The following is a 19,957-nucleotide window of genomic DNA, read 5'->3' as shown; positions in this document are numbered from 1 at the left end:
TCTCCTATTTGAGAGTATCGATGACTTTTAAAAATCCAGTAGCTGAAAAGTTTTCTCAAGCGGCCAAATGTTATAAACAGCATGATGTGTTGCAAAGAAGAACAGCAGAAAAATTACTGAAACACCAAATTTTATCTGGAGATATTGTTGATATCGGCTGTGGTCCTGGTACTGATTTTACTTTAGTTAATCCACAGCAAAATCAAATCAAGCAGGTAATGGCGGTTGACTTGTCATCGGAAATGCTAGCAATGGTGAAGCAAGATTTTCCTGATTACCATACGCTATGTGCCGATGCTGCAGCATTACCGCTTAGTGCCAATCAATTTAATGGTTTGTATTCAAACTTAGTATTGCAGTGGTGTGAAGACTTACCCGCAGTGCTAAGTGAGTTTTATCGTATATTAAAGCTAGGTGCTCATTGCTTAATTAGTATTGTGTCTGCGGGCAGTTTACCTGAATTAAGCAAATTGGGGCTCGGGCACAATGATTTTTCTCATTTTGATGACATCGTCGCTCAAGCAATTAAGCACCACTGGCAGATTGAAAACGCTGAGCATTGCAGTGAGAGTTTATATTTTACAGACTTACGCACTTTATTGTATTCCATCAAAGGAGTTGGGGCGTCAGTTAAGTCACATCAGCAAACTCAGTCTAAAGAAAAGCAAGGCTCAGTGAGTTTACGAGGCCGCCAAGACTGGCTTGCACTGACTGAGAAAGCGGAATCACTGAGAGTTGAGCAAGGTATTCCACTGACATACCAAATTACCTACTTACATTTGATTAAAAAATAAGGCGAATTGCGATGCTCTATTTTGTCACAGGTACAGATACTGATAGTGGTAAAACATTAGTTTCTTCAGCATTGCTGCATGCCGCTAATGGCTCAACCATAGGTGTAAAACCGATAGCTTCAGGTTGTGAACAAACGTCCCAAGGGCTAAGAAATAGCGACGCATTAGCGTTAATCGCTCAATCCAGTATTAAACTTGAATATTCGCAGATTAATCCTGTTTCATTTGAACCTGCCATCGCGCCACACATTGCAGCAAACGCTCAAGGGGTCAAGTTAACCGCGCAAGGGGTTGTGGAGTCATTACCTTTGGCGGCGCTATTGAGTGCAGACTTTAGCTTGATTGAAGGTGCGGGTGGTTGGCGATTACCCCTTGGCAATGGTGAGTTCTTGTCAGACTCAGTGAAGCGATTAAACTCAAACAACGAGTTAGGTGTTATTTTGGTGGTTGGGATGAAATTAGGCTGTTTGAATCATGCATTGTTAACTCAAGAAGCTGTGGTGGCTGATGGGTTAAAGATAGCGGGTTGGGTTGCGAATCAAGTCGATCCTAACATGGCTAATCAGCAAGAAAATTTAGCCAGTTTACAGCAAATAATGTCGGCTCCATTTCTGGGCTATATTCCTCATTTAACTCAGCCAAGTGCAGCACAGGCAGCAAAGTTTATTGCACTCACTAATCTATTGTAAGTTTATAAAGTCAGGTTCATTCATCAGTTTATTGAATGAGTTTATTGAATGAGATAGTAAAAACACCACTTAATTTTTGTTTTACGTCAATGTGATTGAACCGTTTCTAGGGTGAGATATGAACAAAGTTATTATTTTCGGTAATTCAGGCTCAGGTAAATCGACGTTGGCTTGTGTCTTAGCAAAACGTCACCAGCTTTCTCACTTAGATTTAGACACCATTGCGTGGCAGGCATCTAATCCACCCACTCGATTACCCCTCGAACAATCTCAGCTTCATATTCAATCATTTTTAGACAAGAATACAAATTGGGTGATTGAAGGCTGCTATGCTGACTTATTAGCATTAGTCGCTCCTTTTGCTGAAGAAGCTATTTTTCTAAACCTGCCAGTTAGTGAATGTGTTGATAATGCAAAGCGACGTCCATGGGAGCCGCACAAATATCCCGACAAACAAGCGCAAGATGCTAATTTGCCAATGTTAATTGATTGGATTGGCCAATATACGACTCGAGAAGATACCTTTTCACTGTCAGCGCACGAGCGTTTATATCGTGACGTGAAAGCCACGAAAATGATGTTCAAATCCAATGTGAGCGCTCGCGTGTTGCTCGACAATATGACTTCATAGTTTGGCCTGTCTAAAATTCAACGATATCTTTTCAATTGAGCAAGAGTTTGCGTGATTGTTTCTGTTAATAAAGAAGGTTGAATTTTGGCGATGATATATGACTTAAGCGTTAATTGGTTCTAACTAATATAAAGCGAAGTCATTAATGATACTCGCTTCTATTTTATTTAACAGAGGTATTAGCGCGATAAGTAAAAACGATGACTATTTTTCTGCTATGTTTAATTCTAAATAAAACTCCGATTTTTCAAACATTTCCCAATCACATGTAGTAATATCTTACTAACAAAATTTAAACAATGAAGCGTCGGTTCACTACAAAAGGTTTAGGTTATAGATATGGCAAAATTTAACTCTGCAACTCGTGCGACATTTTCTTTATTCGCAGCAGTAACCTTATTAATGGGTTGTGAAACCCCAGAACCTGTTATCACACCCAAATTGGTTGTGGTTGAACAAGTGGATACGGCAACGGTGCCTTTATTCGGTAATTATGTCGGTGTAACCAAGGCATCACTCGATGTTGAGGTTAGGGCGCGCGTCGATGGTTTTGTACAGGATAAAAGCTTTATTGAAGGGAGTGCCATTAAAGAAGGCGACTTACTTTACAGTATTGATAATCGACCTTATTTGGCTGTGGTAAACCGTTTAAAAGCGAATGTGGAGTCTCAGCAATCTGTTTTAGATAAGTCACAACGAGATGTTGAACGTTTAAAGCCTTTGTATGAGCAAGATGCTGCTAGCCAATTAGATTTTGATAATGCGATTTCGATATTGTCTCAGGCTCGCTCAAGTCTTGCAGCAAGTAAAGCAGAGCTAGAAGAAGCTGAGCTTGAGTTAAGTTATACCCAAATCACCTCACCAATTTCAGGATTAGTGAGCCGCTCCGAAGTTGATATCGGGGCATTGGTTGGCAGTAATGGCCAGTCTTTATTGACCCGTGTTAAACAGGTTGATCCAATCTATGTGACTTTTAATATGTCAGCATTAGATTACCTCAATGCTCGCCGACGCATGACCAGTTATTCTGAGCAACAAGAAGCAGAAGCAGAAGGTAAAGCGGTTGAAGGTTTTGTCACTATCACCTTGCCTGATGACAGTGAATATCGATACTTAGGTAATGTTCGCTTTACTGACCCATCAGTAAACCCTGAAACGGGCACTTTTGAAGTGCGAGCAGAGTTACCAAACCCCAATAGAGAGCTTCTACCTGGCCAATACACCAATGTGCGCATCAAGTTGAATGAAATGAAAGATGCCATCGTGATCCCTCAAAAAGCAACGCAAGTTGAGCAAGGAGGCGTGTATGTCATGGTGGTATTACCAAACAATAAAGTCGAACGCAGATTCATTGTGATTGAACACCAAAGCCAACTAGGTGTAGTGGTTAAGAGTGGCTTAAAAGCGGGTGAATTAGTCATTGTCGAAGGCATGCATCGTGTTCGACATGGCCAACTCGCAGAGCCGTTAACTGCAGAACAATATCTAAAAAAAGAAGATGCAATTGAAAAAGAGCAAGCGCTTCAGCAACAGATATTGGAACAAGAACAGGAGCAAAAATAATGGCTCAGTTTTTTGTTAATCGCCCCGTTTATGCATGCGTAATATCAATCGTTATTGTGTTGCTTGGCCTTATTTCCATGTTTCAATTGCCTATTGACCAATACCCTTATATTACGCCACCTCAGGTGAAAGTATCGGCATCTTATCCCGGTGCAACGTCTACTACCGCTGCAGAATCTGTTGCCACGCCACTTGAGCAAGAGCTCAATGGCTTACCTAACATGATTTATATGAGTTCAAAAAGTACTAATTCAGGAAGTGCCAATGTCACAATAACTTTTGATGTTGGAACCAATCCTGACTTGGCTGCTGTTGATGTTCAAAATTCGACTCAACAAGCTACAGGTAGTTTGCCAATTGATGTGCAAACGGAAGGCGTTTCTGTGTCAAAAGAAGCCTCTGTCGAATTATTAAAACTTGCGTTGACCTCAACTGATGAACGCTTTGACGAAATTTACCTCAGTAACTACGGCACAATTAACATTGAGTCTGCATTAAAACGTATTCCAGGTGTCGGTCGTGTTCGTAATACTGGTTCGCGCAGTTATTCAATGCGGGTGTGGTTACGACCTGACACTATGGCAGGCTATGGGTTAACGACTGCTGATGTTATTAGTGCAATAAAAGCGCAAAACAAAGAGTCGCCAGCTGGCACTATTGGCTCTCAGCCTAATAGTGATGCGCTTAGTATGACATTACCTATTACCGCTGCGGGCCGTATGAGTAGCGTTCCTCAGTTTAAAGAAATCATAGTAAGAGCTAATAATGATGGCTCTATCGTTCGCTTGCGGGATATTGCCGATATTGAACTTGGCTCCTCTGCTTATACATTACAATCTCAATTAAATGGCGCAAACGCGACCATTTTACAAGTGTATTTATTACCAGGAGCCAATGCGCTAGAGGTCACTAAAAACGTTAAAAAAGAAATGGCGAAACTGGCCGAAAAATTCCCTCAAGGTATGAATTGGGAAGTCTTTTTTGATGCGTCTGTCTTTATTGAAAACTCAATTGATGAAGTGGTTAAAACCCTAGTAGAAGCGCTTATTCTGGTTATCTTAGTGGTGTTTTTATTCTTACAAAATGTGCGAGCTACTTTAATTCCTGCGATTGCTGTACCTGTGTCCTTGATTGGCACATTGGCTGCAATGTTAGCTTTTGGTTTTACGATAAATACGGTGAGTTTATTAGCGCTGGTATTGGCCATCGGTATTGTGGTGGATGATGCCATTGTGGTGGTTGAAAATGTTGAGCGGTTAATGAACGAGAAGGGCCTATCATCGGTTGAAGCGACTCGCGTTGCGATGAAGGAGTTATCAGGGGCGCTGGTGGCTACGAGTCTTGTGCTGGCTGCCGTTTTTGTGCCTGTTTCATTTTTATCTGGAATCACAGGGATCATGTATCGTGAATTTGCGGTTGCGATTACGGTCGCAGTGCTGATTTCTACAGTGGTTGCCTTAACACTGTCACCTGCATTATGTGCGTTATTGTTAAAACCTGGCGATAAGCCGAGCTCTGGTTTTTTCAAGTGGATGAACGATAAACTTGATATGAGTACCACCAAATACGTATCGCTGGTGGCGTTGACAACCAAGCATGCTAAACGCAGTTATTTACTGTTTGCATTGATGGTTGGTGGGGTTTATTTCATTATGACGTCTTTACCGTCAAGTTTTATGCCTGATGAAGATCAAGGCCGCTTTTTCATTGATATGTCCTTGCCTGACGGTGCAACGGTTAATCGCTCTCAAGCTGTACTTAAAAAAGCTGAATCTCATGTTTTAGCTCATCCCGCGGTGGCATATTCATTTACGCTAGCAGGGGAAAATAAACGTTCAGGCTCAAATCAGGCGAATGGACAATTTGAAGTTATTCTTAAACCTTGGGCTGAAAGAGCAGAGTCAGATGCTACAGTCCAAAAAGTGATGAAAGACATTCAAGGCTCACTTCAAGATATTTTAGAGGCGGACTTTAATATTTATCTTCCTTCTGCTGTTCCGGGCTTAGGTAACGGCTCAGGTGTTGAAATGGAGTTGCAAGATACATCTGGTACCAATTTTAAAGGGTTAACTGAAACGGCAGATGAACTGATAGAAGCATTAAAACTTCAACCAGAAATCGCTAAAGCTAGTTTGTCACTACAAAGTGCAATTCCACAACTGCATTTGACTGTTGATGAAGCAAAAGCGATGGCCATTGGCGTGAATGTGGCAGATATCTACAGCACGATTAAAACATTTACTGATTCATCTACCGTAAATGACTTTAATTTATTTGGCAGAGTCTACCGAGTGAAGGTTCAGGCAGAAGAGCAATATCGTCAGTTTCCAGAGCAAATTAAAGATTACTATGTACGCTCGGCATCCGGCGCTATGGTGCCCATTGGTGTGTTAGCCAAATATGAATACTCAGTTGGACCTGCTGCAGTGACCCATTATAACTTATTCAGTAGTGTCTCGATTAATGCTACGCCTGCACAAGGGTATGCCTCGGGCGATGTGATTAAAGCGATTGAACGAGTAGCAAAACCAATGCTGCCAAATGAGTTTAGTTATGAATGGACTGGTATTACGTTCCAAGAAGTACAATCTGCAAATCAAACGAGTATTGCGGTCGCCTTGGCCATGTTATTTGTCTTTTTGTTTTTAGCAGCACTGTATGAAAGTTGGACAATCCCGATTGCTGTACTGCTAATTGCCCCCATTGCAATGTTGGGAGCGGCACTGGGCACCTTAGTGAGTGGTATGGAAAGTAACTTGTTTTTCCAAGTGGCCTTTATCGCCTTGATTGGTATGGCAGCTAAAAACTCAATCTTAATTGTGGAATTTGCGAATCAATTACATAAAGAGGGCAAAAGTCGAATTGATGCAGCGTTAGAGGCTGCCAATATGCGCTTTAGACCAATCTTAATGACCTCAATGGCATTTATTCTAGGGGTATTACCTTTGGTTCTGTCTGTTGGCCCAGGAGCTGTGAGTAGGCAAAGCATTTCTATTCCAATTTTATGTGGGATGGTGTTTGCGACAACCATAGGTATTGTCATGGTGCCGTTATTTTTCGTCACGACAGTGGGTTGGTTTAAATCTAAAGTCTCAAATGAAACTAAGTCAAATCCTGTGCAAAAAGTGCAAAATACGGACACGAATGAGGAGGGCAACCATGCTTAAATTTTCCAGCTTATCTGCCCCGACACAAGGCAATGTTGATGGGATTAGAGTCAAAGGAAAAAGTTATCTGTCTATCCTTTTTGGGGCGAGTGTAACGTTACTGCTATCCAGTTGCGCTATGGGGCCTGACTACCAGCGGCCTGAAATTGAAGTCCCAGCTCAGTATCATGATGATTTAGCACAAGAGTCTCAAGAAAATTTGGGGCTTGCTAATTGGAAAGCGTTTTATCTTGATGAAGATTTACAAGTGCTTATCAGTCATGCACTTGCGCAGAATCTAGACTTAGAAACTGTACGCTCAAGATTAATTGCTGCACGAAGAGAAGTCACGGTAACAGACTCAGCTTTATATCCAGCTTTTGGAATTAATGCAGATGCAGAGCGCTCTATTGATAGTGCGATTACCAATACCGATCCTGAACATGGTAACGAGTTTACTTTAGATGGCACGGTATCGTGGGAGCTAGATGTTTGGGGAGCTAACCGTCGTCGCAGTGAAGCTGAATATGCAAACTTCCTATCTGCGCAAGAAGCGTTAAATTTAGCGGTTATTAGCCTGATTAGTGATGTCGCGACTCGATACTATGAATGGCTGGATATTGAACAGCGGTATTTAATTTCTCTCAATACCGTTGAAATACGCTTAAAAGAGCGCGATCTAGCAAGACTTCGTAAACAAAATGGTGTGATTTCAGGTTTACAGGTTCGTCAGGCTGAAGTTGAGTATCAAAGTGCCAAAGTCACTTTACCTGACTTAGATTTCGAGCGTAAAGCAAAAGCTAACCAATTAAAAATACTCTTGGGTGAGTTTGACTATCCTTTAGTGCTTAAAACTCAGCAGGAGATTACAGCTTATCGGCAGTTGTTCCCGACCAGCTTTACTGTGGGGGTGCCATCTCAAATGTTATCTCAGCGCCCAGATGTTAAGGCGGCAGAGCAAGAACTTATCGCCGCTAATGCGAATGTCGGCGTGGCGAAAACTGCCTTTTTTCCACAATTTACTATAACAGGCAGTTATGGCACTGAAACCGATGATCTTAGCAGTATATTTGATAGCCAAGGTGTTACTTGGTCATTACTTGGTGGCATTACTGCGCCAATATTTAATGCCGGTCGTATCGCTGCGCAATATGACATCTCACAAGAAGCATTTAATCAAGCACACTTAAATTATCGAAGTACAGTGCTCAAGGCTTACTTTGAAGTCAATGACGCTATGAATAGTTTTCGTCGTTCAGAGTTAGCGATTGAAGCACAGCAAGAATTGGTTGAAGCGTCAAAAGAGTACACTCGCTTAGCCACTTTGCGTTATCGAAATGGAGTTTCAAGTTCTTTGGACTTGATGGATGCACAGCGCAGTTTATTTAGTGCTGAGTTAACCTTAAGCCAAGTTAAGCGTGATCGCTTATTATCGCTGATTACGCTTTACCGCTCGCTTGGCGGTGGAGTATTAACACAAGAAGAGTTAGCCCAGATCACTGACCAAGAAAACGCTGATTAATACTTGCTAAAGCAGGTTTAGGTAAGCATTGTCTAAACCTGTTTTATGCTAGTAAATACAGAATCATACTTTCGCTATTATATTGGCGAGCCAACGTACTCACTCCATATTTCACTCCATATTTCACTCCATATTTTACTGAAAGTGACTTTAGTCCTCTTCAATCACCATTATTGAATCTACATTCATAGCTATTAAAGTCATGTAAACCCAAAGCTTAACTTAGACGGTGTTGCTTTGATGACTGATGTTAGATGCAAAAAGTGACAAATGTTATTTTTTAAATTAGCTTTGGCTCATATTGGTAAATATTATTCTGAAAAGTTTTTACATCAATGAAACATAAGCGAAAATTCTCAATGAGTTTATTCACGATAAATGGATATTGGGATCGAGATCGCTATGTGAAAAATACTTCATGGTAGACTCCTGCGCAATTCGAGATGAGATTAATTCCTATTAAGTTTTAATTAAGGATAGCGTTGATGAAACCACTTTCAGTTAAATTAATTAGTGCTGCAATTGCTGCTGCATTATCCCCTCAGGTTATGGCAGATACAGATGAAGTTGTATCTAAAGAAGACATTAAACAATCTATCTCTAACTTCCATGAAGTGATTGTTATCTCTGGCTCACGTGTTGAGCAAACATTAGATCAAGTTGCTGGCTCAGTTGTTGTAATTGATGAAGAAGCTATTGCTCGCAACATGAGTTCAGATTTCGCAACGCTGTTCAAAAATGAAGCCGCTGTTGATGTTAAAGGTGGCGCAGGCAAACCTAGCTCAGTGACTATTCGCGGTATCGGCGGAAACCGTGTGATGATGGTTAAAGATGGTGTTCGTGTAAATAATCAATACGCATCACCATTAGGCCCAGGTGCTGAAGGTACAGGTCGTGGCCTGACAGAAGTCGAAGGTTTAAAACAAGTTGAAGTATTAAAAGCAGCTGCATCAACGATGTATGGCTCAGATGCATTAGGTGGTGTTCTTGTGATGACCACTAAAGATGCTGATGACTATTTACGTGGTGAAGATTACTACTTCTCGGCGAATGCTGGTTACACAGGTATGAATGATGAGTACACTGCGGGTTTTACTAGTGCATTTTCTGCAGGTAATTTTGATAACTTAGTAACGTATCAACGCCGTGAAGGTGAAGAGCAGCAAAACTACGATGGTACTTTGCCTGATAGTGATCTTGTCACTGATAGCTTTATCGTAAAAAGCAAATATCACTTCAATGATGACACTAACTTACAGTTAACCGTTGATTACATGAACCAGCAATTAGATCGCTGGGAAAACAGCTTAGATAACTTAAGTTCAATTGACTACGACCGTCAAACACAGGCGTTAAATACCTCTTTGCGTCTTCGTTCGACTAAAGACCGTGGTATCCACGATAGTGTCGATTTTGTTTTGTATTACGGTAAAACAGATCAAACTGAAAAACGTGATTATTATGATGGCGCCCAAGGCGGTATTCGTGACATTACCGAGAAAAGAGATTACCAATTTGATGAGTATCGTGTTGGATTTGCAAGTACGTTTGCTAAATCATTATCGCTAACGGGTCACGATCACAATATTATTTATGGCCTTGATGTTGAACAATCAGAAATGAGCCGTCCTCGTGATTATCAAGTGATTGATGACAATGGTAGCTGGTCGCCATCTGATACGGATACATTCTCATTTGCAGATACTAAAAGCTTACGAGTTGGTGCTTTCATTCAAGATGATATTACTTTTTACGATGGTAAGTTAAATGCTATTTTAGGCTTGCGTTACGATTACTTCAGTAATACACCTGATCAACAACAAGCTGAAGATGCTGGTCGTGATCCTGCTGATTTTGAAGAGATGAGCGATGGCTTTTGGTCACCTAAGTTAGGTCTTGTGTACCATATGACCGATAACGTCAACGTATACGCTCAGTATGCGTATGGTTATAAAATGCCAACACCTGATCAAAAATGGGGTGAGCTTGAGGTTAAAGATGGCAAAATGCCATTCCCTGTATTGATTCAAGCAAACTACGATTTAGAGTCAGAATCAAGCCATACTGTTGAGATAGGGGTTCGTGGTCATCATGGTGATACACGTTACGAATTGACCACATTCTACACACAAGCCAAAGACTATATTGATTGGGAATTTGTAAATTTTGTCTTCCCTCCGTTTCCAAACCCACGTTTGGAATACCAATATGTTAACTATGATGAAGTTACCCTTTACGGTGCAGAAGCGTCATTTAGTCACTGGTTTACAAATGAAATTGAACTATGGGGTAACATTGCTTATACCCATGGTGAAGATCAAAACGGTGATTATTTAAATTCAGTTAGTCCGCTTAAAGGTAATGTCGGGATGAATTACTACACTTATCTTGCTAATAAGGAAGTGGATTTTGGCTTGACGGTTCGTTTTGCTGACAATATGGATAGAACAACTGATTTAGACATTTTACCTGGTTGGGGTGATAGCTTTAACGAAGTTTACAATACAGCAGGTTACGCAGTATTTGATATTACGGCCAATGTCATGCTTAGTGACAATTGGACATTACGTGGCGGGGTATTCAACGTATTTGACACTGAGTACATTGATTACGCTGATGTGGCTGGCCAATCTAAATTTTTAATGTCTAACTTAGGTGTGACAGAAGATAATTACACGCAACCGGGCCGTTATTTCAGTCTTAAAGTCAATTATACTTTCTAAATCGCTGAGTTAACTTAGCGGTTAAAAGCGTTAAAAAGCCTTAGATTCAATATGAATTTAAGGCTTTTTTGGTTAGGTATGATTCAATCGCAAGGTTTTATGCAGAACCTACCCAGTATTAATGAGGGATTAATCTAAGTAATGGCTTAAATCACTGCCAACAGGAATGACGACCTCTTGTTCTTTACCATGGAATAAATATGCGTCCTTTTCACCGACAAGTGAGAGAGTATCACCTTGACGCCAAAGGGCTGTACCTTCCTGAATACCAATAACTGGCGTAATAGGATCGACAATCGTAAATTCAAGTAATCGCTGCGCTCGAGTTTCACCGTTATGACCAGGAGCTTGATAGTTGGTGTAGTGCGGATTTAGTTGAAATGGCAACAGTTTTAAGCCAGTAAATGAAGCAGGCTCTACAATTGGCATATCATTTGTTGTGCGAATACTTAGACCAGTAATGTTTGAACCCGCACTCCAGCCGATATATGGCTTACCATTGCTAACTTGCTCATTTAATAAATGCACCAAATCGTAACGGTATAACTCGTTTAATAATTGGAAAGTATTACCGCCGCCAACTAAAATTCCATCAGCATCTTTTATCGCTTGTTTTGGGTCACTGTATTGATGAATGCTACTGACTTCAATATTCAGTGGGGCTAAACCTTCGGTGACCATTGCAAGATATTTATCATAATCGACACTCACGCCTGCGTAGGGAATAAACACCCATTTTTTTGCGTGAGTAGTAAGCGGTTTGATGAACTCAATGGCATGGGCTAAATAGGGAGTATTGCCTTCACGTGAACTGCTGAGCATTAATGCATTTACGGCCATTTCGATTTCCTTAACTGTTTAATTAATCGCTAGTTATTCTTATATTTATTGGATATTAACAAAGATTAATTACAAACCATAACCTAAGTGGATGGAAAATGATTAATGGAGGATAAATTTAAGCTTGGATTAATCTTATCTACCTAGACTTTGCGCTCTTCTTATCTCTGATAGCGATTAAGTCATAATTTAACGAAGACCATTCAGCTGAGATTAGGCTTGATGTGATATTTTCAAGAACTTGTCATTTTATGTCATTTTTTTTCGATGACACCTTGAAAATAACCTAATAGGACATATTATGTCATTATACATTGAACTATCGCCATACACTCAATGTAAAAAGTAGAATTGGCAAAAGATTTAAACAATCATGCATGAAGACATGGTTGTACGTTATTAGAAAGTTTTAAGCGGCGTTAGTGCCAGATAGGAGTTGTAATGTTACGTATTATGTTATTGATTGGCACCAACTTAGCAATTTTGCTAGTTGCTTCGATTGTGATGTCGTTACTTGGGGTGAGTACCTCAAGCATGAGCGGGTTATTAATTTTTGCTGCCATGTTCGGTTTTGGTGGTGCATTCATCAGTTTAGCGATTTCTAAGTGGATGGCTAAAAAGACCATGGGGTGTGAAGTCATTACAACACCACGTGATAACACTGAACGTTGGTTAGTTGAAACGGTTGCCCGTCAAGCTGAGCAAGCGGGTATCAAAATGCCAGAAGTGGCGATTTACCAGTCTCCAGAAATGAATGCTTTTGCCACTGGCCCAAGCAAAGACAATGCGTTAGTTGCTGTAAGTTCTGGTTTGCTTTATGGCATGACTCAAGACGAAATTGAAGGCGTACTAGCGCACGAAGTTAGCCACGTTGCCAATGGCGACATGGTGACATTGACCTTAATTCAAGGTGTTGTTAATACCTTCGTTATTTTTGCCGCTCGTGTTGTTGCTGGCATTGTTAACAATGTCGTTGCTAATAACAGCGAAGATGGTGAAGGTTTAGGTATGTTTGCGTACATGGCCGTAGTTTTTGTCATGGACATGCTATTCGGTATTTTAGCGTCAATGATTGTGGCTTACTTCTCACGTATTCGTGAATTTAAAGCCGATGAAGGCGCAGCTAAACTTGCAGGTAAGCATAAAATGATTGCTGCATTAGAGCGTTTAAAAACAGGGCCAGAAACAGGTGCAATGCCAGCACAAATGGCTGCATTAGGTATTAATGGTAAGCGTTCAATGGCTGAATTCTTAATGAGTCACCCGCCGTTAGACAAACGCATTAGCGCACTTAAAAACAGCTAATACATTAATAAGATTGCGAAAAGGAGCCCAAGGGCTCCTTTTTTAATACTTTCTTTTTGAAATTGTGCGAGTAGAATGATGACCACTTTAATCTTGTGGTTACATCGCGTGACGCATGTTAAGGGAGAAGGTTCAATGTTAGGCTTGGGTAGTTGTATTTACTGTTGCTAAATTAAGCAGTGTTAGCTAAGTTTATTGTAGAGTCAAAGTATTGAGCCAAAATATTGAGTCAAAATGTCGTGCTGATAACCGATAACTAAGAAAGCTAATTGATGATCGTTTTCTTTATTATCACAAATGGAGGGTATTATAGTGAGCAATAAAATTCTTGTGGCTTTGTTTGCAGCAGCTTTAGCTGTACTGACATTGTCAACAAACGCGTTTGCGTCAGATGAAAACTTAGCTGATTTCCATGCCGAAATGGGTGGCTGTGAAAGCTGTCACGCTGATGGTGAACCATCTGCTGATGGTGAGTATGAGTTTGAACAGTGTCAAAGTTGTCATGGCACATTAGCTGAAATGGATGATAATCATGCACCGCATGACGGCATGTTAATGTGTGCCGATTGTCACGCGCCACATGATATGAATGTGGGTGACGTACCAACTTGTGATAGTTGTCATGATGATGGTCGCTCTGCTCAGTAATTGAGCTAGTTGAACTGTGTAACAACTGATGAATAAAGCACCGTTAATGACGGTGCTTTTTTTTTGCTTTGATTCAAGCGCCTTAAATTGACTGATATTTGTATATCAAAAACACATTGCATGTTCAGTGACTTATAATTAAACTACCCCTAAAGAGGTATTTAAATTACTGTGTTTTCAATGGTTTGCGCTTAATTGGTGCAAAATAATGCACTTATCTAGAACAGTTTTTGGTTGAAACCTTACCCTCAAATTTAAAACATCTTTAAAATCATAACTTTGGCTATTGGCACAACTTTTGCGATGTTATTGACATAGAATTTTGTCAGTAAAAGGAAGTTGCATGTCTCATATCCGGTCTAGTATCCAAACAAGTTGTGCTTATTGTGGAGTAGGCTGTGGTGTTAGTGTTTCGCCTCTTGCAGAGGTAACGCCGCATGTTAACGATGAGCAGAAAAACTCAAGAGCAAGTGCACCCATGTATAACCTTGAGGGTGATCTGCAACATCCAGCTAATAAAGGACAGTTATGTGCTAAAGGCGAACGTTTACTAGAAAGCTTGGTTCAGCCTAATACACTGCGTTATCCCAAACGTAAGTCAGGTAAGCCAATTGACTGGGATGTGGCGTTAACAACAATTGCAGACACTTTTACAAAGACAATTGCTGAGTTCGGGCCAGACTCTGTGGCTTTTTATTTATCTGGTCAGTTGCTAACTGAAGACTATTACGTAGCAAACAAGCTTGCTAAAGGCTTTATTGGTACAGCCAATGTAGATACCAATTCACGTTTATGCATGTCATCGGCTGTGAGTGGGCATATGCGTGCCTTTGGTGAAGATGTAGTGCCGGGCTGTTATGACGATTTTGAGCAAACGGATGTTATTGTGTTAGTTGGGGCGAATAGCGCTTGGACTCACCCGGTTTTATTTCAACGAATGATTAAAGCGCGCGAGCAATCTGGTACAAAAATCATTGTGGTTGACCCAGCTAAAACGGCCACTTCGGCTCAAGCAGATTTACATTTACAAATTACGCCTGGCACTGACAGTCTGTTGTTTAATGGTTTATTGCAGTTTATTTCTGAAAATGAGGCTCAAGATAAGGCGTACATTGATGAGCACACAGAAGGTTTTGATGTTGTACTTCACACCCTATCTTCACAAACTGATCTTGTTAAAACTGACCAGCTTGCATCGTATTTAGGCTTGACGGAAAGCGAATTAACTCAATTTTATCAGTTGTTTATTGCCAATGAAAAAGTCATTACTGCCAGTTGTCAGGGAGTGAATCAGTCTACTTCAGGTACCGATACGACGAATGCAATCATCAATTGCCATCTCGCGCTTGGTCATATTGGTAAAGTTGGCTGCGGTTTCTTTTCTTTAACTGGTCAGCCTAATGCGATGGGCGGGCGAGAAGTAGGCGGACTTGCCACACAACTTGCTTGTCATATGGGATTCTCTGCTCCTGAACGACAGTTATTAGCAGATGTATGGCAAACAGAATCCATTGCTCAAGATAAAGGGTTAACTGCAGTTGAATTATTTGATGCGATGGCTGATGGCAAAATTAAAGCCGTATGGATCATGGGAACAAACCCGTTAGTTTCATTACCGAACACTGCAAAAGTACAGCAGGCACTTGATGCTTGCCCATTTGTGGTGGTATCAGATATCACCCAAGATGCCGCAACAGCAAAACAAGCCGACATATTATTACCTGCTTTAGGTTGGTCAGAAAAGTGTGGCACTGTCACTAACAGCGAACGTGTTATCACTCGTCAACGTGGCTTTATACCCGTTAAAGGCAATGCAAAACCTGATTGGTGGGCACTCGCTGAAGTCGCAAAACGCATGGGGTTTAGCGCAGCATTTACATTCTCAAACAGTGCGGCTGTGTTTAAAGAGTTTGCTCAGCTTTCAAAAGCAGTAAAAGCACAATTTCCTGAAAAACAATTTGATATCTCTGGCATGAGTGAATTAACTGATGCTGAATACGACAGGTTAGCGCCAACTCAATGGCCAGTAACAAGTGCCGCTATGCTTGGACAAACTGAACGTCGATTATACCAAGATGGGCTATTTTCAACGCCTTCTAATAAAGCGCAGTTTATTGCAGCACAGCCGCTCAAGTCAGAGTTGAGTGTCGGTCAACATCAAGTATTGCTCAATAGTGGCCGCAGTCGGGATCAGTGGCATACCATGACTCGCACTGGCCACATTGCCAGTCTTAGGGCGAGTATTCCTGAGCCATTTGTCTCGTTACATCCAATCAAAATTCAACAGCTTGAGTTAAATGATGGCGATTTAGTGTGTTTTGCAACGCCTGATGCTGAGCGTGATTTAGCAAGTTGCGAACAGAGTACATCGAGTGTTCAAGCTGCGGCGAGGGTTGTTTCCGACGACAATCAATCTCCCGATATGGCTTTCATGTCTATGCATTGGTCTTCGCAATTCTCCCTTGGTAAAGGAGTGAATCAAGCACTAAATAGTCAGTTAGACCCAATATCGAAGCAACCTGGCTTTAAATGCCAAGCAACAACCGTTACTAAAGTAGAGCTGGCATTACAAGGGGTTATCTTTGGCGAGCATGACCCGTTATTTACCGGCACATGTTGGAATGTTCAGCAAAGTTTGTCAGCGGGTGAGTGTTATCACATCGCTTTTGATGATGCGGAAAAAGGCTTTAATTTTCAGTCTACTAGTTACTCTTTAAAGTGGACGGTGAGCTTACTGAATAAGCAAGTTATTCATGTTCAGTGCAATATGAATCAGGGCCAATTAGTGTCGCTTAAATTGCTAAGTAAGCAGCAAGTTGAAGTCGCCCTTGAGCCGATGCATCTTCTTATCGGTGAAACAGTAGATACAGGGCTAATGAACCGGTTACATCAACTGATTAAAGCTGGCAACAGTCCGCTTATTTGTGCGTGTACTGGTGTCACAGAGGCCAAAATTCAGGATTCAATGCTGCAAGCGTTAGATAATTTGGTGTTTGCTCAACGGACAAGTGGTAATGAAGCGATATTGAGCCAAGGTGATTTTGAACAAGCGCTTGAACAGACACAGTCAGAATTGGGTTGTGGCAAGCAATGCGGCAGTTGCCATAGTGAAGTGGTGCAATGTGCAAGTGATGTTTGGCTACTTGGTCTTGAAGATATGGCAATAGAGACTGTGGCAGTAAAAAATAAAAAACAATCCAAATCAACTCAAGAGGAGGTGGCGTGATGAGTCATTCAATCAGTCAATTAGTGAACCATAGTGTTGCTGGGAGTAATCCTTCTAATGTTACTAGCAGCGAGTTAGTTGCTGGTGAGGTTGAGATTGTTGGCGCAGGTTGTGGCCAACTTGATTTGTTGACCATTAAAGCCGCTAGAATTATTTCTCAAGCTGACGCATTAGTTTACGACAGCCTAGTAAGCAGTGATATTTTATCTCTCGTTTCAGTTGATTGTGAACGACACTTTGTCGGAAAACGTTGTGGCCAACCTAGTTATAAGCAAGATGATATTAACTCCTTGTTGGCCAAATTAGCCTTTCAAGGAAAAAAAGTTGTTCGTCTAAAAGGAGGCGATCCGCATATCTTTGGTCGCGGTGCTGAAGAGTCGCTATTTTTAGCAAAAAATGGCCTGATAAGCCGATTTACACCGGGAGTAACAGCGGCATTAGGTTGCGCATCGAATACGGGTATTCCGCTTACTTTTCGAGGAACGGCACGTTCAGTGACTTTAGTGACGGGAACTAAGTTTGACCAAGCCCCCACACATTGGAAAGCATTACTCGCAGCTGAGTCGACACTGGTATTTTATATGGGTAAAGAGCAGGCCAAGGCTATTTCAGCTGGGCTACTCGCTGTTGATGCGCCAGCTGATTTACCCGTTGCTTTTATCACAAATGGCGGCAGACCCAATCAATTAGTGACTTACGCCAATGTCTCAACGATGGCAGAACAAGCTGAAACAATTAAAGACTCTGGCCCGACACTGATTATTATTGGTGAAGTGGTTGCTGTTGGGCAAGAGCTAGCTGCTTTACTTGCTGATGTCAGTGCGACATCAATGGCCGAGGTCGTCAATGGTTGAACAACATTCAAAAACACAGCTTGATGCTGATGACTTTGATAACCGCAAGCTGGTTAAAGCATTAGGTAAAGGCGTGAAAGGTAGCCGAAGTTTAAATTTTGCTGAGGCATCTCATCTCATTAGGGCTTTCGCTAATGGGGAGCTATCATCTGCTCAAATGGCAGCTGCAATGATGCTAATGCGAGTCAGAGGTGAGTCAGTTGAGGAGCTTGCAGGCGTTGCTTCTGGGCTAAAGCAGCTTGTTGGCAAAGAATGGCAAGACCTTAATGCGGACATAGATTGGCCTGTATATGCTGGAAAGCGAGAGCAATTACCATGGTTATTATTAGCCGCTAAAACAATTGCGCGCAAAGGCCAAACGATTATTTTACATGGTGACAGCCAGTCTCTTCCTCACCGAAGACATGTAGAGTCTTTTATTTCGGCGTTAGACATTCCACGCTGTTTTACCGCAGAGCAAGCTAAAGTTAATTTAGCAAAAACAGGGATTATTTATGTCAATTCTGCCGATATCGTTCCTGTGCTCAATGATTGTCGCCGCTTGCACCAGGAGTTAGGCCTTCGTAGTTTAATTCAAATGTCAGTTCGCTGTATCAATCCTACCAATGCACCATTCAGTTTACGTAGTTATTTTCACCCAGGTTTAGATGAGCAGCACCAACAAGTCGCAATGTTACTAGCAGAGCAGCAAGCTTGCGATACTTTAGCAAAGCAACATGCCGACATTGCGATTTTTAAGGGGTTACAAGGTGAAACAGAAATCAATCCAAGAGTGAGTACAAGTGTAAAATTGCTTAGATTTGGTGCAAGTGGCGATAAGCAAACACTTGAATTGAACCATGTTGATCTTCCTACTCAGCTTGAAGCATTTGTTGGCGCTAAAGTAGGGCAGTCGGACTTGCCAGCTTATTTGCTTGCACAACTTTGGCACGGGGAAGATATTGCTGAAAGCGAACTTACAGATGGGCAATTACAACAAGCTATGGCCAGTATTACTGCGACTGTCGCATTAGTGAAAATGCTATCAACACCGAGTTTAACAATTGACACAGCCCTAACATATGCAAGTAAAAGTTGGTTATGTAGAAATAACGTTGCTCAATTAAATAAGCTATCTATTCATAATGCTCACCAATTTGATACGTCTGAAAATGGCATTAATAATCAACAGTTAAACTGTAGTGAACACGTTGACTGGGCTGACGAACAACAAAATGATATTCAACAAGAATTTATCTCTGGTAATTCTGATTTTAATCCTATTTGTGAAACTGCATACGATCACTCTTCATCAAGAGAGTATCAAAGTAAGCAGCGTGAAGTGAGGACTTAGTCGTGGTTAACTTAGTATATCGAGATCCTTCATTTACCAATGAAAACGTGTTTATCGATTGTATGTCGGAGTTGAGTAGTATCGACCCGTGTATGGAAGCAAGTTCTTTGAGTCAGTTAGAGCGCCAAATTATAAAAGGCAATGCTCTTTGTTTGGTGTTTTTTACTGAGTCTTTGACGCCACTGCAACAGGTATTCATTGAGCGTTTATTAATGGTAACGGCACTGCCAATTATTGTTAATGCGTACGCATGGGATGAAGAATTATTAAAGAGTTTATTACAGTGTGGGCGAGTGACATTTGTACCAGAAAAACTGACGCCTAAACGATTAAAGTCATTAGTTGGCTTGGCTAAAATTCGCTTTAATAGTGCTTCAACTATGCTTGAGAAAGTCAAAGAGTTAGATGAAAAGTGCACTGACTTAAAACGTGTATCAAGGGCTAAATCATTATTACAACGTCAGGGAGTGACAGAGGCTCAAGCACATAAAATGATTCAGAAACAAGCAATGGACAAGTCGATCAGTTTTGCTGAAATGGCCAATGAAATCATTTTAGCGGCGCAACAACTTGAAGCAAAGCGTGTGCATCAAATTGGTGCGTGTGCCCATGGTGCGAACAGCAAAGCCTAGTGTTGGTAAGTCTTTTGTAAATATAATCCTTTGTTTTTATGTACTTATATT

General features: G+C 41.2%; 14 protein-coding genes. 13 read left to right on the top strand and 1 reads right to left on the bottom strand.

Annotated elements, in window-relative coordinates; genetic code table 11:
• The first annotated feature begins 20 nt into the window (after nt 1–20).
• The 7 genes from AB4128_RS19945 (at nt 21) to AB4128_RS19915 (ending at nt 11,068) form a co-directional block, all read left to right on the top strand.
• Nucleotides 21–794, top strand: coding sequence for a methyltransferase domain-containing protein (locus AB4128_RS19945; RefSeq protein ID WP_372038730.1), 774 nt, complete (start codon nt 21–23; stop codon nt 792–794).
• A gap of 11 nt (nt 795–805) precedes the next feature.
• Nucleotides 806–1,483, top strand: coding sequence for a dethiobiotin synthase (gene bioD, locus AB4128_RS19940; protein WP_372038729.1), 678 nt, complete (start codon nt 806–808; stop codon nt 1,481–1,483).
• A 118-nt stretch (nt 1,484–1,601) separates the two neighbouring features.
• Nucleotides 1,602–2,114, top strand: coding sequence for an AAA family ATPase (locus tag AB4128_RS19935; RefSeq protein ID WP_372038727.1), 513 nt, complete (start codon nt 1,602–1,604; stop codon nt 2,112–2,114).
• A gap of 402 nt (nt 2,115–2,516) precedes the next feature.
• Nucleotides 2,517–3,677, top strand: coding sequence for an efflux RND transporter periplasmic adaptor subunit (locus tag AB4128_RS19930; protein WP_167692953.1), 1,161 nt, complete (start codon nt 2,517–2,519; stop codon nt 3,675–3,677).
• Nucleotides 3,677–6,844 (top strand): efflux RND transporter permease subunit, encoded by a 3,168-nt coding sequence (locus tag AB4128_RS19925; protein ID WP_211030810.1) that lies wholly within the window; start codon nt 3,677–3,679, stop codon nt 6,842–6,844. The genes AB4128_RS19930 and AB4128_RS19925 overlap by 1 nt, the downstream gene beginning before the upstream one ends.
• Nucleotides 6,837–8,345, top strand: coding sequence for an efflux transporter outer membrane subunit (locus tag AB4128_RS19920; protein ID WP_372038726.1), 1,509 nt, complete (start codon nt 6,837–6,839; stop codon nt 8,343–8,345). The genes AB4128_RS19925 and AB4128_RS19920 overlap by 8 nt, the downstream gene beginning before the upstream one ends.
• Before the next feature lie 485 nt (nt 8,346–8,830).
• Entirely contained in the window at nt 8,831–11,068 is a 2,238-nt protein-coding gene (locus AB4128_RS19915) for a TonB-dependent hemoglobin/transferrin/lactoferrin family receptor (protein WP_372038725.1), read from the top strand.
• A gap of 129 nt (nt 11,069–11,197) precedes the next feature.
• On the opposite strand, the gene pepE is transcribed toward AB4128_RS19915, so the two are convergent.
• Nucleotides 11,198–11,908 (bottom strand): dipeptidase PepE, encoded by a 711-nt coding sequence (gene pepE / locus AB4128_RS19910; RefSeq protein ID WP_065108312.1) that lies wholly within the window; start codon nt 11,906–11,908, stop codon nt 11,198–11,200.
• A gap of 441 nt (nt 11,909–12,349) precedes the next feature.
• Between pepE and htpX the strand changes: the two genes are divergently transcribed.
• The 6 genes from htpX (at nt 12,350) to AB4128_RS19880 (ending at nt 19,906) form a co-directional block, all read left to right on the top strand.
• Nucleotides 12,350–13,213 (top strand): protease HtpX, encoded by an 864-nt coding sequence (htpX, locus tag AB4128_RS19905; RefSeq protein WP_055026313.1) that lies wholly within the window; start codon nt 12,350–12,352, stop codon nt 13,211–13,213.
• Between the two features lie 312 nt (nt 13,214–13,525).
• The gene (cctA, locus tag AB4128_RS19900; protein WP_055026312.1) at nt 13,526–13,861 is read left to right on the top strand and encodes a tetraheme c-type cytochrome CctA; all 336 of its coding nucleotides are present in this window, start codon (nt 13,526–13,528) and stop codon (nt 13,859–13,861) included.
• A gap of 343 nt (nt 13,862–14,204) precedes the next feature.
• A complete protein-coding gene (locus tag AB4128_RS19895) occupies nt 14,205–17,087 on the top strand; it encodes a molybdopterin-dependent oxidoreductase (RefSeq protein ID WP_372038724.1) in 2,883 nt (960 codons plus the stop codon).
• On the top strand, nt 17,087–17,941 hold the full coding sequence (gene cobA / locus AB4128_RS19890; protein ID WP_080915497.1) for a uroporphyrinogen-III C-methyltransferase: 855 nt from the start codon (nt 17,087–17,089) through the stop codon (nt 17,939–17,941). Before AB4128_RS19895 ends, cobA begins: the two co-directional genes overlap by 1 nt.
• The gene (locus tag AB4128_RS19885; protein ID WP_372038723.1) at nt 17,934–19,274 is read left to right on the top strand and encodes a glycosyl transferase; all 1,341 of its coding nucleotides are present in this window, start codon (nt 17,934–17,936) and stop codon (nt 19,272–19,274) included. The genes cobA and AB4128_RS19885 overlap by 8 nt, the downstream gene beginning before the upstream one ends.
• A 2-nt stretch (nt 19,275–19,276) precedes the next feature.
• Nucleotides 19,277–19,906: an ANTAR domain-containing response regulator gene (locus AB4128_RS19880; protein ID WP_055024376.1), complete on the top strand. Its 630-nt coding sequence runs from the start codon at nt 19,277–19,279 to the stop codon at nt 19,904–19,906.
• Nucleotides 19,907–19,957 lie beyond the last annotated feature (51 nt).

Source organism: Shewanella sp. 10N.286.52.A9 (assembly GCF_041468985.1).
GTDB classification, from domain to species: Bacteria; Pseudomonadota; Gammaproteobacteria; order Enterobacterales; family Shewanellaceae; genus Shewanella; species Shewanella japonica.
Note: the sequence above shows the minus strand (reverse complement) of the source record. Positions and strands in the feature narration are given on the sequence as shown.

Coding starts and splice junctions, on each gene's coding strand:
- AB4128_RS19885 (WP_372038723.1), top strand. CDS start 17,934: ATGGTTGAACAACATTCAAAAACACAGCTTGATGCTGATGACTTTGAT.
- AB4128_RS19945 (WP_372038730.1), top strand. CDS start 21: ATGACTTTTAAAAATCCAGTAGCTGAAAAGTTTTCTCAAGCGGCCAAA.
- AB4128_RS19915 (WP_372038725.1), top strand. CDS start 8,831: ATGAAACCACTTTCAGTTAAATTAATTAGTGCTGCAATTGCTGCTGCA.
- AB4128_RS19895 (WP_372038724.1), top strand. CDS start 14,205: ATGTCTCATATCCGGTCTAGTATCCAAACAAGTTGTGCTTATTGTGGA.
- pepE (WP_065108312.1), bottom strand. CDS start 11,908: ATGGCCGTAAATGCATTAATGCTCAGCAGTTCACGTGAAGGCAATACT.
- AB4128_RS19930 (WP_167692953.1), top strand. CDS start 2,517: ATGGGTTGTGAAACCCCAGAACCTGTTATCACACCCAAATTGGTTGTG.
- AB4128_RS19925 (WP_211030810.1), top strand. CDS start 3,677: ATGGCTCAGTTTTTTGTTAATCGCCCCGTTTATGCATGCGTAATATCA.
- cobA (WP_080915497.1), top strand. CDS start 17,087: ATGAGTCATTCAATCAGTCAATTAGTGAACCATAGTGTTGCTGGGAGT.
- bioD (WP_372038729.1), top strand. CDS start 806: ATGCTCTATTTTGTCACAGGTACAGATACTGATAGTGGTAAAACATTA.
- AB4128_RS19920 (WP_372038726.1), top strand. CDS start 6,837: ATGCTTAAATTTTCCAGCTTATCTGCCCCGACACAAGGCAATGTTGAT.
- AB4128_RS19935 (WP_372038727.1), top strand. CDS start 1,602: ATGAACAAAGTTATTATTTTCGGTAATTCAGGCTCAGGTAAATCGACG.
- htpX (WP_055026313.1), top strand. CDS start 12,350: ATGTTACGTATTATGTTATTGATTGGCACCAACTTAGCAATTTTGCTA.